Source organism: Maridesulfovibrio spiralis (SeqCode) (assembly GCF_048571135.1).
GTDB lineage: Bacteria > Desulfobacterota > Desulfovibrionia > Desulfovibrionales > Desulfovibrionaceae > Maridesulfovibrio > Maridesulfovibrio spiralis.
Genome location: NZ_CP182344.1, coordinates 1,932,184 through 1,945,759, shown reverse-complemented (window position 1 = coordinate 1,945,759; position 13,576 = coordinate 1,932,184). Strand labels below are relative to the sequence as shown.

The following is a 13,576-nucleotide window of genomic DNA, read 5'->3' as shown; positions in this document are numbered from 1 at the left end:
CCAAGGAGTTTTTTACCATGAGTGAACTGATTCCTCTGTTTCAACCCAAAAGCGTTGCCCTGATCGGAGCTTCCTCAAACTCGAAGAAGTACGGTTACTGGACAGCTAAAAGTCTGGTTGAAAACAAATTCGACGGGGACATCTATCTTGTGTCCCGTTCCGGCGGTGATATTTTCGGGCAGCCGACCTATCCGGATATCACAGCCGTTCCCAGAGAAGTTGACCTTGCCATCATCGCCATCGCGCCAAAATTTATTCTTCCGGTCATGGAGCAGTGTGTTGAAAAAGGCGTTAAATGCGCCATCGTAGTTTCCACCGGATTCGGTGAAGTCGGTCCTGAAGGAAAAGAGCTCGAACGCCAGATGCTGGAAATCGCCCGCAAAGGCAACATGCGCGTGCAAGGCCCCAACTGCATGGGAACATACAGTGCAGCCAAAAGCATGAACGCCAGCATCATCGACCTCGCCCCCGGCCCCATGAGTCTGGTGCTCCAGAGCGGCAACTTCGGTATCGACATCAACTTCAACGCCAAATCCCGCAACCTTGGTTACAGCTGCTGGGCAACCATCGGCAACCAGATGGACATGCGGTTCAGTGATTTTGTCGAGTACATCGAAACAGACGATAATTCCAAAGTTCTGCTCCTTTATATGGAAGGTCTTCGTGTTGAAGATGAAGAAGACGGACGCCGCTTCCTTGAAGCTGCCAAAAAAACCGCTGCTAAAAAACCCATCGCCGCCATCAAAATCGGCCGCAGTGAAGCGGGAGCACGCGCAGCCGCATCCCACACCGGTTCTCTGGCAGGAAGTGAAAAAATATTCGACGCGGCCCTGAAACAGGCAGGTATCATCCGGGTGGACAGCCCCGGCCAACTTCTCGACGCAGCCGAAGCTTTCTCCAAGTGCAAACCTGCCAAAGGCAAACGCATCGCTATCCTGACCGATGGCGGTGGACACGGTGTCATGGCTACCGACTTCGCAGAAAAATTCAACCTCGAAGCCCCTGTTCTTTCGGATGCCACCCAGTCCAAATTAAAAGAAATCCTCATGCCCCACTGCCCCATCAAGAACCCGGTGGATCTGGCCGGAACACCTGAGGCTGACATGTGGGTCTTTGACCGCTGCCTTGAAGTCCTTCTGGATGACCCGGATGTAGACGGCATCATCATCGTCGGACTTTACGGTGGATACGCCGACCTTTCCGAAGAATTCCGTGCTCTTGAAATGGATGTAGCCAAAAGCATGACCAAGAAAATCGCCGCCGGAGACAAACCGGTTGTAATGCATTCCATTTACGCTCCCCAGAACCCGGAATGTCTTGAGTACATCCGTGACAATGGCGTCCCGGTATTCGGTGAAGTCGATGCGGCAGTCCGCACAATGGGCCTGCTTTCCGGTTACAGCGACCTTAAAAAGAGCCTGCAGGAAGAAGCAGGTGAAGAGCTTCCCGAAATGCCTGCCGACCGCAAGGAAAAGGCAAAAGCAGTTCTGGATGCAGTACGCGAATCAGGCCGCTGCAGTCTGGTAGAAACCGAAGCCCGCGAAGTCCTGCGCTGCTACGGCCTCGAACTGGGTGAAGATTTTCTGGCTACCACTGCCGATGAAGCTGCTGAATTCTACAATAAAATCGGTGGCAAGGTAGTCATGAAAATCGTCTCCCCGGACATTTTGCACAAAACAGATGCCGGAGGCGTGGCCCTGAACATCGATTCTGAAGAAAAAGCCCGCGAAGCCTTCGAACAGCTGATTAAGAACGGCCGCCTGTACAAATCAGATGCCGACATCTTCGGGGTCATGATGACCGCCATGCTGCCCGGCGGCGTGGAATGTATCATCGGTTCCAGCCACGACAACACCTTCGGCCCCACTGTCATGTTCGGACTGGGCGGTATATTCGTGGAAATCCTGAAAGATGTGTCCTTCAGGGTCGCTCCGGTCAACATGCCTTCCTGCCGCAGCATGATCCGCGAGATCAAAGGTCTGGACATGCTTCAGGGCGCCCGTGGCACGAAACCCTGTGATCTTGAAGCACTTGCGGAAACCGCTTGCATCATTTCGCAGCTGGTCAGCGAACTGCGTGATATCGCGGAAGTGGACCTCAATCCGGTTTTTGCATGGGAAAAAGGCTTGGCTATCGCAGACGCAAGAATTATCCTGCACGCCTAACACATATATATTTATTACAAAAAAAGAGAGTTGGAATATGCGCGACGTAAAACTATACCCCACAACAACCGGTCAGAGCTGGCTGGAAATGTCCTCATACAAGCATCATACTTTCAAACCTCACTCTGAAATCAAAGATGAGTATGACTACATAATCGTTGGTGCCGGTTTTGGCGGCCATGCAGCGGCCAGACATCTTGCCGAGCTGCATCCCGAATCCAAGATTGCCGTATTTGAAGCAATCATGATCGGCAACAACGACAGTGGTAAAAATGCCGGATTCATTATCGACGTCCCCCACGACTTTGGTGATCAGGGCGGCTCCTCCTTTGAGGAAAACCAGAAATACTTTGAACTCAACACCTTCATCATCAAATGGATGGAAGACACCATCAAGAGAGAAGGCATTGAAGATGTCGACTGGGACCACTGCGGTAAATACCTGTGCTGTGCCGAGGAAAAAAGCTTCAAGCTTATCGAGCATGAAGTTTCCGAACTCAAGCAGATGAACTGCTCTTATGAAGTTGTAGAAGGTGAAGACCTCTACCGCCGCACAGGAACCCGCTATTACAAAAAAGCACTCTACACCTCCGGCTCCGTACTCATCAACCCCGCCGATGTAATCCGTGCTCTGTTTTCGGTCATGCCCGACAACGTGGATGTTTTCGAAGAAGCCCCGGTCATGCGTATTGATGAAGGCAGCCCCGCCAGCATAACCCTGCGAAGCGGTAAGCGGATTCAGAGCAAATACGTTCTGGTTACCGGCGGCCCCTTCATTCCGCAGTTCGGCATCGGTAAAAAAGTATTCTGCCCCGTTCTTTCATACGGTGCATTCACCCGCCAGTTCACTGATGATGAAATGCGTCATTTCGAAGGCGTCAAACCCTGGGGTTGCACAGCCGGACACCCTGCCGGAACAACAGTGCGTTTCACCCGCGACAATCGCATCTTCGTGCGTAACGGATTCTCCTACGCAACCAAACTGACAACTTCACACCAACGTATCCAGCGTGCTGTTCCCAAACTGCGCAAGGCATACGAAAACAGATACCCCGAACTGAAACACGTTAACTTCGAATTCATCTTCGGCGGCATGATCAATATGACCATGAACTACCGTCCGTTGATGATGCAGCAGCACCCCAGTGTGTTTGCCTCCGCAAGCGGGGAAGGTGCTGGCGTGGCTAAGACCAGTCTGCTTGGTTACTACCTTGCCGAATGGGTCAGCGGTAACACCAGCCCGGATCTTGATTTCCTGCGCAGGATATCCACCCCCGTACGCCTGCCACCCGAGCCGTTCCTGACTATGGGGGCAGAAGCACGCCTCTTCTTCGAAGAGTTCTGCGCCAAAACAGAAATCTAAAGGATCACCTCCACTATACGCCTCCTGTTCATCGAGAGGGGAGCCGGCTCACCCACCGGCTCGCCTCCCGCAGGAGCCCCATACCCTAAGGAGTAGCACATGGAATTCTATAACTCGAAAGAATCTGCTGAAGTTGTAGGCCCTTACAGCCATTGCGTAAAAGCAGGCAACACATATTACATCTGCGGACAGGTTCCCTTTCATCCTGTCAACGGAGACGTAATCGGGACCTCCATCAAAGAGCAGACCAGACAAACCCTGCATAACCTGAAATCTGTACTCGATTCCGCAGGACTCGACATCTCCCACATCGCCAAGACCATAGTATTCCTCGCCAGCATGGATGACTTTGCAGGCTTCAATGAAGTCTACGCCGAATTCATGGGCGACCACCGTCCGGCACGCCTCTGCCTCGGAGCGGGCGAGATCGTAGCAGGCTGCCTGCTGGAAATGGATGCAATCGCTTACAAGGAATAATTGCGCTTAAAATGAACAGTTTTCATTTTTCAACCTAATGCATTATCAGCAAGGAGTGTACAATGGCCTCTAATGCACAAAACGGAATTAATTTCGACGATGCCCCCTTTTCACCGGTCCATAAAAAAATTGCGATCGGAACCTTCATGGGCCAGGTCTGCGATGGATATGTCATCGGTATTGTGGGCATAGCCCTGACTTATGCGACAACAACTCTGGGATTGGACAGCAACTGGATGGGCCTCGTCGGAGCCGGTGCTCTTTTCGGCATTCTGTTCGGTAGCCTGCTGACCGGGATCATCATTGACCGCATAGGTCGAAAAACAGCTTACACTTTTGTAGCTTTTTTCACCCTGATCCTTTCTGTGGCCCAGTTCTTCCTCAGCGATCCGCTTCACCTGGTCATTGTCCGCTTCCTGCTCGGTATGTGCGTTGGCGCCGACTACACTGTGGGTGTAGCTCTGCTCAGCGAATGGACCCCGGAAAAGATCCGCACAAAAATGATGAGCTGGCTCATGGCTGCATGGACTTTCGGCTACATCATCTCCTACTTTGCCGGTCTTATCATCGCCACCATGGGTGATCTGGGAGACAACGGCTGGCGCTGGATTATATGCTCCTCCGCACTGCTCGCCGGAATGACACTTATCATCCGCATCGGTTCCCCGGAATCGCCCAGCTGGACTCTGGCCAAAAAAGGCGCTGCCGCAGCCCTGAATCTGGTCCACACACATCTCGGCCCCAACTACGGCCTGCCCCCGAAAGAAGAAAAAGTCGAATCCGCTTCCTTCTGGCGTCTCTTCAGCCCTGAACTGTGGCGCAACACTGTTACCTCCTGCACCTTCTTTCTCTGTCAGGTACTGCCTTTCTTCGCCATCTCCATCTTCCTCCCGGTTGTGGTAAAGGGCCTCAACATCGCCAACCCCCATGCTTCAGGCATGATGTATAATGGATTCACCATGGTCGGTGTTATCATCGGCATTCTCATTGCTGACAAAATCTCCCGCCGTGCCTTCCTGCTCTGGACCTTCTACGGTGCAGGCGCAATCCTGACCGTTATGACCGTCTGGCAGAACATGCCCGCAACTCTGGCCTTCGTGCTGCTGGGTGCTTTTTCCACAGTGCTGGCAATCTCCATCGTTGCAGAATGGCTCTATCCGCCGGAACTTTTTCCCACAGAATTACGTGGTTCCGGCGTGGGTCTGACCATCGCCGCCAGCCGCATCGGTGCGGGCATGGGAACATGGATGCTTCCCGTAGTTACCGAACAGTACGGTGTCAGCACTACCTTGAGCTGCTGCATCGCCTCCCTTCTGATCGGTGGCGTAGTCTGCCAGAGACTCGCACCTGAGACCTCACCCAAGTTCATCGCCTCGGAAAACTTTAGAATAGGAGCCAAGGCCTACTCAAAATCCTGATTTACACTCGCGATGACCTCACCTGAGACTGCTCCCACGCTCGCTTAAGGGAGCAGTCTCACCCCAAGCGGAGCAGAAAATGGAGACTAGTTACATCACCCGGACAAACTCAAGTAATCTAGCGGGATACAGTTTCGTCATCATGGCCGCCTTTTGCTGGTCTTTGGCAACATTATTTTCCAAGATTCTTTTTGCCGCCGGACTGTCCGCACTGGAAATATCATTCTGGCGGGCCTCGCTGGGCTGTATCTGTTTCGGCTTACATGCCGCCTGCACCCGCTCTTTGAATATCAGACCCTATCACGCCTGTTTGTTCATCATTTGGGGAATGCTGAGCATCGGCGGACTATTTTATATATATTTTCTCTCCATGCAACACAGCGGTGCAGCCATGGGAGTGGTGCTTCTGTACACCGCCCCGGTCTGGGTTGCACTGCTGTCCAAATTTGTCTCCCACGAAGAGGTTTCAAAACAGAAATGGCTCTCCATCGCTATTGCCCTATGCGGAGTGGTCTTCATCTGTTTTTCCGGAGGCAGCCTACAGGCAGAAATGTCCACAACCGGCATTATCTGCGGCCTGGGGTCCGGTCTGTGCTATGCGCTGCAGTATCCTTTTTTCAAATACTGGCAGAAGCACTATCGGACTGAAACATTGTATACCTACATGCAGCTTGGCGGAACGCTGCTTCTGCTGCCCTTCACCCATTTTCATACCCCATACTCCGCAACGACATGGCCCATCATAATGATGACGGCACTGCTCACCGGATATGCGGCGTTCTGGGCATATGGACAGAGCATGAAGCGCATTCCGCAAGTCCACGTGGCTGTCTTCTGTAATCTGGAACCCATTCTGGGTACGCTCTGGGCGTGCTTCTTCTTTGGAGAAAACTTCACTGCGGCAGGCTGGATTGGTTTCGCCATGATCCTGTCTGCCGTAGTGCTGTTATCCCTTGAAGGCAGGAGAAGCAGCTATGTCTAAAATATGGATTAACTGCAGCGAAGCCTCCGGGGACATGTTCGCCGGGGCTCTTGCCGGAGAGCTGCTTCGGCAATGTCCATCCCTCGAGATTCAAGGGATGGGCGGTGCTGCCTTTGAAAGTTCAGGGGCTAAAATTGTCTTTCCCATGGAACGACTCTGCTTCAAAGGCTTTATCGACGTCCTGCTGAACATCCCCGCTGTTTGCCGCCTGCATCAAGAAATAACCCAAAGCTGGGAAGAGGATTTCCCGGATGCAGTTATTATGGTCGACTGCCCGGACTTTAATCTTCCATTGGCAAAATCCGCTCATGAAATGGGTATCCCCGTATACTATTTCATGGCTCCCCAGTTCTGGGCCTGGAAACAACCGGGAATAAAAAAGCTGCAACGCTATGTGCGCAAGACCTTTTGCGCCCTCCCTTTTGAAGAAGAATACTTCAATAACCGGGATTGCAAGGCTGAATACTTCGGGCATCCCCTGCTGGACATAATCCCTTTAAATTCTCTGGACAAGCTAACAGTAAACCACAACCGCATCGGATTCATGCCGGGCAGCAGACGCAAAGAGATTTCATTCATGCTGCCGGAATTTGCCAAAACCGCCGCCGAGCTGTCCTGCGAATATCCCGCACTGGAATTTCACATCGCCCGCGCTCCGGGAATAAGCAGGAATTTTATACAGCAGCACTGGCCTGAAGGCCTTCCCGTGACCATCGTTCCACCGCAAGGACGTTTTTCCATGATCAAAAGATCAGCCTTTATGTTCTGCGCAGCCGGCACGGCAACACTGGAAACAGCCCTCATCGGGACTCCGAGTATCGTGACCTACAAACTTGACCAACCGGCAGCATTCATCGCCGGAAAACTTGCATTTTCCAAATATATAAGTCTTACCAACATCCTTTTCCAAAAAGAAATCTTCCCCGAACTGCTTCAAGGCAAAGCCGATGCCGGACATCTACTAACACAAGCTGAATCTTGGCTGAACTCTGCTGACCAGTTGCAGTCGTTGCGTAAAAAAACACGAAAGACCCGGTCAATTTCCGGGCCACCGGGCTGCCTGAACAAGACAGCAAACTATATTTTAAATGACCACAGAAACTAAGGAGAAAAGCAATGAATATCGGTTTTATAGGCACAGGAAACATGGGCGCAGCTATCATTAAAGCACTTTCCAATGTTGAAGACATCACAGTATTCGGCCTGAACCAGACCCGCAGCAAGCTGGAAGCACTGGCTGCGAGAACCGGGCTTATCCCCTGCTCGGATATTAAAGAGTTGACTGAGAAATCTGATTTCATTGTGCTGGCGGTCAAACCTCAACAGGCTGAAGACATCTGGCCGGAGCTGACACCGGCACTGACCAAAGACAAAGTACTGATCTCCATTGCCGCCGGGCTGACTCTACAGTCACTCAAGGACGCTACCAAGAATCTCTGCCCGGTAGTCAGGGCCATGCCCAATACTCCGGTACTGATCAAAGAAGGAGTTACAGCTCTCTGCTTTGATGACCCGGATCTGAATGAAAAGGACAAACAGGCCATCCACCAGATGTTCACAAATTGCGGGGAAGTGCAGCCTCTCCATGAAAATCAGTTTGATGCCTTCACCGCAGTCATCGGGTCCGGCCCTGCTTTCATCTTTTATCTGATCGAAACCATGATTGAATCAGGGGTGGAACTCGGCCTTCACCGTGAGGCTTCATCCCGTATGGTCAAAAAGCTGTTCAGCGGAGCCAGCCTTATGGCTGAACGTTCCCCGGAACATGTGAGCATGCTCAAAGAAATGTCCATCGCCCCTGCAGGAACGACCATTGCTGCACTGGCTCACTTCGACCGCACCGCCGTACGCGGCCACATGATGGACGGTATCCGCATGGCCTTTATACGCAGCATTGAGATGGACTGATTGCTTAACATCCTATCATCTAAATAGAATAAAGATTCAAAGGGATAAAAAAATGGGTATCAGAGCGAAACTAATCACAGCTATAGTTCTACCGGTTCTTATTGCGGTCATTGTTGTTTGTACAGCTGTCAGTCTTCGAGTCAACAACACGGCTTTACTAGAATTCCAGACCACTTCCATGGTTGAACTGGGATTCATTAACAACTTCATTGATGCCATTCTGGAACGTGCGAGAAACACTGCCAAGTATATCAGCCTCCTTGAAGATGCCCAAAATGCATATGGCAACATCACAAAATACTTCGAGCAGAATCAGCCGACGGTCATGGCTTCGGTCCACTCCTCGGATATTCAGGAAAGATTGTATAAAAATTTCATTACCATCTCAAAAGCCAACCCGGATTTCATGTACGTGTACATGGCCTTGGCGGATGGAGGTTACCTTGATCAATCTACCGCCACAATGAAAACAAATTATGACCCCAGAACACGACCATTCTATCAGGGAGCAAAGCAGGCACCGACAGATGCAATGCAATTATCCGCCTACCTGAGTTCTGATGGCAGCTTCACCAGCCTTAACATCGCACTGGGCCATAAAATTTATAATGATAGAGGTGAATTCGTCGGCATGGTTGCGGTGGATATCGCCCTGAAAAAGCTCACTGACTACCTTGCAAGTGTTAATCTGGGTAAAACCGGATATGTCATGCTCTTCCAAAACGACGGAACTATTTTAGCCGACCCGAAAAACAAAGATCTCATATTCAAGAATGCCAATCATGAAGCAGGTGATTCATTACGCAAAATATTCAATGCCCACCCGGGTGAAGTGCTGCAAGTCCAACTCAACGGGAAAGAAATGCAGGTTGTTGTATTTGAATCTCCCGAGACCAAATGGAAACTGGCTGCACTTGTTGAATCTGATGAAATCTTCTCCATTGCCCGCTCTACCATTACAAATATCATTATCATCGGCCTCATTGCTGCCGTTTTCTTTGCTGTGGTCGGCGGGATTTACGTTAACAAAGCCATTATCATCCCGGTAAAAGATATGGCCGGGTACGCTGAAGAAATAAGCTCGGGAAACTACGACTCCCTGCCAGAAAAAGTCAGCTACCAAAACGAATTCCTGAATCTCTATACGAACCTTAAAATTATGGTCATAGCATTGGTCAGCAACATTAATCTGGCAGATGAAAAGGCAAAAGAAGCAGATGAAAAAACCGTACAGGCTGAAGCCGCACTGCAGCAGGCCCGGAACTCCCAGAAACAGGCCGAAAGAGCCAAGCAGGATGGCATGCTTCAAGCCGCCACAGAATTGGAAGAAATTGTCAGCCAAATTGCAGATTTATCCAATGAAGTTTCAGACCAAATCAATGAGTCCAGACAGGGGTCGGATACTCAGCGTGAACGTACCGGCGAAACAGCAACTGCCATGGAAGAAATGAACGCTACAGTTCTGGAAGTGGCCTCCAGTGCATCCCAAACTGCGGCACAGACAGAAGCGTCCATGGAGAAAGCCCATAACGGCGTAGAAACCATGATGGAAGCAACGGAATCCGTTCAGCGCTTAAAAGAAGAAGCAACAAAGCTCAGCACTGAAATGAGCCAGCTGGATAAAGAAGCCGAAGCCATCGGTAACATCATGAATGTCATCACCGACATTGCCGACCAGACCAATCTTTTAGCCCTGAACGCTGCAATTGAAGCGGCCCGGGCAGGTGAAGCCGGACGCGGATTTGCAGTAGTTGCCGATGAAGTACGCAAACTGGCTGAAAAAACCATGGCCGCGACCCTTGAAGTTGGTGACGCCATCAGATCCATCCAGAACCTGTCGCGTACCTCAATGGACTCAATGAACCAGACCGCACAGGTTGTTGATTCAACGACAGAACTTACAGCCAACGCAGGGCAGGCACTGAAGTCTATTCTGAACGGTATTGAGGCAGCAGCAGAACAGGTACGTTCAATCGCAACAGCTGCGGAACAGCAAAGTGCAACATCAGAAGAAATCAACCGCAGCACCACCGAGATCAACCGTATTGCAGACAATACTTATACTGCAATGGAACGTTCGAACACAGCAATGAATCAACTTTCAAACCTTACCGGACAGCTGAATCGGTTGATTGAAGATCTGAAAACTGCGTAATGATTAAAAATACCCCCGCTGTGTCTTGAGCATGGCGGGGGTTATTTATTGTCAATCTGTAGTGTAATTGATAGCCCTCCACGCTGCCTACTGTCCGAATACAACAATAAATACATCTAAAATTATGCTTTCAGAGCATTTTTTATTCTTCGATGAGTAGAAATTTCAGGGAGACCTAAATACCAAGAGGACAGCCTACGGCTTCGGTGAAGCGTCTGCGTCATGTGTATAAAAACAGACCTGCGAACTAAAAGTCGTTATTTTTTATTGATAAAGACATTCATACTCAAAATCACCATCAACAAATAACATGAGTTTTCCATGCTTAAATCGATAACTATCGGAACATTTATGATTCTTGCGCTGGCAGTAAATGACTCAGCAGCATCGCAACCAGCCTATGAAAAGGCGGTGGAGGCGCTGAAAACCGAAGCAGCGGCGGCGGCCGAATATCAGAAATGGGATGATACCAAAAAAGATCTTGCCGCCGAAATAACAAACATGAAGATGCTTGATGACTGGATGACTTTCCAGAACGCCAAATATGAACGCTATGTGCAAAGACAGCAAAAAACCATAGCGGAATTGAAACGCCGTAGGGTTGAAGCGCAAAAAATCAGCATGGAACTTGAACCACTTTTGGAAACAATTGTCGACAGGCTGGAGGAACAGATCAAAGCCGACCTGCCATTCTTAAACAAGGAAAGGACTCAACGAATCGCCTTCCTGCGGGACTCCCTCGATGATTACCACCTTGAACTGAGCGAAAAAATGCGCCGGGTCTTTGAAGCACTGCAGGTTGAAACAGAGTACGGGCGCAATGTTGAGACCACTTCAGAACTCATTAATCTGGATGGAGTCCCGACCACGGTCTCAGTTTTCCGGCTGGGCCGTACCGCTCTCTATTACCAGACCGAAGACGGCAAATCCTCCGGCTACTGGGACCGCAAACTTAAGGTTTGGTTTCCCGTAAGTACTGAGTTTTCCAGAGACATTCAAAAAGCCAAAGATATGGCCTCGCGCAAACGGGCGGTTGAGCTGATCTCACTGCCTGTTGCCCGTTCCGCTGACAATATCTGATCAGGAAATAAACATGAAAACAACCATCACATTGCTGGCTATCTTGGCTTTTGCGACCTCATCGCAGGCATCAGAGCTGCAGTCGGTTTCCCGTAAAGTTACCCAGAACTACCAGACAGTCCAAAAAAATGCAGAACAAACCCGACACAGTATCGCTGAGCAGAAAAAGGAATTGCTTGGCGAATCTGCAGCATTAAAAGAATCAATCGCCGAGAAAAAAACTAAGTTCAACGCGTTGCGGAAAAAGTACGAAATGCTTCTGGGCGAAGAAAAAATGCTGAAAGAAGAGCTGGCAGAACAGGCGCACGAACTGAAAACCATTGACGGCGCAATCCGCACCTCCGCGAAGCAGGCCGGGGATTTCTTCCGTGAAAGCCTGACCAGCCCGGAATACCCGGACCGCAGGCCAATGCTTGAATCCATACTCAAACCAAACATATTTCCGGGCATGGCAAGCATCAAAAATCTCCTCCAGCTCTATCTGGATGAAATGCATGCAGGAGGAGAAATCAAACACATAAACAATACCTTCATCACTGAAGACGGTCATAGGACAAACGGAGAAACCATCCGTGTTGGAACCTTTACAACCGTTTTCAGAAATCCTGACGGGAAACTGGGCTTTCTGCGTCCTGATTCCGACGGCAAAGAACTCAAGGCAGTCGCCGGGAAACCCGGCTGGCTGCTGTCTAAGACCATCAATGACTTCTTTGACGGTAAAAGCAACCTTTTCCCTGTGGATATATCTAACGGCGCGGCTTTGCAGCGTCTGGCACAGACCCAGAAGAGTTTCAGCGAATGGCTCTCTGCAGGAGGCCTTCTGGTCTGGCCGATCCTGCTTGTGGGATTGATTGCCGGGCTGCTCATTGTTGAACGTTTCATCGCCCTGAGCCGCATCCGGGCCAATTCAAGCAAGAACATGAGCCATATCATTGAAATGGTTTCACAGGGGCAATGGCCCAAATGCCGTGAATTTTGTATGCAGAAATCCAGCTTCCCCACCTGCCGGGTAATCAACCATACCCTGCAATACGCCGGGACCAGCAAAGAAGTTCTGGAAAATGCTTTTCAGGAGGGACTACTCAAAGAGATGCCCCTGCTTGAAAGGTTCCTGCCGACCCTGAATGTGCTGGCTGCGGTTGCTCCCTTGCTGGGACTGCTCGGTACGGTGACCGGCATGATCAATACCTTCCAGATCATTACCATCTACGGAACCGGAGACCCACGCATGATGTCCGGGGGGATTTCAGAAGCACTGGTCACAACCCAGCTGGGGCTGGCAGTGGCTGTGCCTATCATGCTACTGCACCACATCCTTGACCGCAGGGTGGATAAAATCGTGGGTGATATGGAAGAAAAAGGAGCCAGCATTGCTGTTGCCCTGATGAAAAAAGAACCCGCCACCCCAAAAGTCACGGTGTACGGAGATGTTGCATAACATTCTAGAGAAATGGTTTTTCCATATCCAGAACGGCGGGGAGATTATTATCCCCATTTTCCTGCTCTCCATAGTGATGTGGACCCTGATCTTCATCAAAATACGCTTCTTCATGCTCGTAAAGCAAAGTGAAAAGAACAAGGAGTACGCCGGGTGGCAGCGGGAAATCAATATACAATTCCAACGGCAACGCAGCAAGAATATCCATCTGAACAAAAAGGCCCTTGAGTCAATTCAGGCCGTCCAGCAGACCGAAGCCATGCGTCACATCCGCACCATCATGGTCCTTGCGGCACTGGCCCCACTGCTGGGACTGCTCGGGACGGTCACGGGAATGATCTCCACATTTGATGTAATTTCCATATCCGGCACAGGCAATGCCAGAGCCCTTGCTTCCGGCATTTCCGAAGCTCTGATCACCACCCAGAGCGGACTTATCGCCGCCGTTCCGGGAATGCTTTTCGGCGCTATTCTATACAGCAGGGCCGAGAAGCTCAACAAACGGATCGAATTGTTCTGCATTGGTCTTTCCCGCAGCGGACAACAGCATGCAACAACAAAGACCCGCACCTCATCCGGAGAATAAGATT

At 50.5% G+C, this 13,576-nt stretch carries 11 protein-coding genes; all 11 read left to right on the top strand.

What is annotated here, in order from left to right:
* Window positions 1-17 precede the first annotated feature (17 nt).
* The 11 genes from ACNI29_RS08740 (at window position 18) to ACNI29_RS08690 (ending at window position 13,572) form a co-directional block, all read left to right on the top strand.
* A complete protein-coding gene (locus ACNI29_RS08740) occupies window positions 18-2,165 on the top strand; it encodes an acetate--CoA ligase family protein (protein WP_419781821.1) in 2,148 nt (715 codons plus the stop codon).
* A gap of 37 nt (window positions 2,166-2,202) precedes the next feature.
* Window positions 2,203-3,528 carry an NAD(P)/FAD-dependent oxidoreductase gene (locus ACNI29_RS08735; RefSeq protein WP_419781820.1) on the top strand — a complete coding sequence of 442 codons (1,326 nt, stop codon included), beginning with the start codon at window positions 2,203-2,205 and terminating at the stop codon, window positions 3,526-3,528.
* Between the two features lie 99 nt (window positions 3,529-3,627).
* Window positions 3,628-4,005 carry a RidA family protein gene (locus tag ACNI29_RS08730; RefSeq protein ID WP_419781819.1) on the top strand — a complete coding sequence of 126 codons (378 nt, stop codon included), beginning with the start codon at window positions 3,628-3,630 and terminating at the stop codon, window positions 4,003-4,005.
* Window positions 4,006-4,067: 62 nt separating this feature from the next.
* The gene (locus ACNI29_RS08725; protein ID WP_419781818.1) at window positions 4,068-5,423 is read left to right on the top strand and encodes an MFS transporter; all 1,356 of its coding nucleotides are present in this window, start codon (window positions 4,068-4,070) and stop codon (window positions 5,421-5,423) included.
* Between the two features lie 79 nt (window positions 5,424-5,502).
* Window positions 5,503-6,405: a DMT family transporter gene (locus ACNI29_RS08720; protein WP_419781817.1), complete on the top strand. Its 903-nt coding sequence runs from the start codon at window positions 5,503-5,505 to the stop codon at window positions 6,403-6,405.
* Entirely contained in the window at window positions 6,398-7,510 is a 1,113-nt protein-coding gene (lpxB, locus tag ACNI29_RS08715) for a lipid-A-disaccharide synthase (protein WP_419781816.1), read from the top strand. Before ACNI29_RS08720 ends, lpxB begins: the two co-directional genes overlap by 8 nt.
* 11 nt (window positions 7,511-7,521) lie before the next feature.
* Window positions 7,522-8,313, top strand: coding sequence for a pyrroline-5-carboxylate reductase (gene proC, locus ACNI29_RS08710; RefSeq protein ID WP_419781815.1), 792 nt, complete (start codon window positions 7,522-7,524; stop codon window positions 8,311-8,313).
* Between the two features lie 52 nt (window positions 8,314-8,365).
* Window positions 8,366-10,468, top strand: a complete 2,103-nt coding sequence (locus tag ACNI29_RS08705; protein ID WP_419781814.1) for a methyl-accepting chemotaxis protein — start codon at window positions 8,366-8,368, stop codon at window positions 10,466-10,468.
* A 321-nt stretch (window positions 10,469-10,789) separates the two neighbouring features.
* Window positions 10,790-11,548: a DUF3450 domain-containing protein gene (locus ACNI29_RS08700; protein WP_419781813.1), complete on the top strand. Its 759-nt coding sequence runs from the start codon at window positions 10,790-10,792 to the stop codon at window positions 11,546-11,548.
* Between the two features lie 13 nt (window positions 11,549-11,561).
* Entirely contained in the window at window positions 11,562-12,986 is a 1,425-nt protein-coding gene (locus ACNI29_RS08695) for a MotA/TolQ/ExbB proton channel family protein (protein WP_419781812.1), read from the top strand.
* Window positions 12,976-13,572 (top strand): MotA/TolQ/ExbB proton channel family protein, encoded by a 597-nt coding sequence (locus tag ACNI29_RS08690; RefSeq protein ID WP_419781811.1) that lies wholly within the window; start codon window positions 12,976-12,978, stop codon window positions 13,570-13,572. The genes ACNI29_RS08695 and ACNI29_RS08690 overlap by 11 nt, the downstream gene beginning before the upstream one ends.
* The last annotated feature ends 4 nt before the right edge of the window (window positions 13,573-13,576 follow it).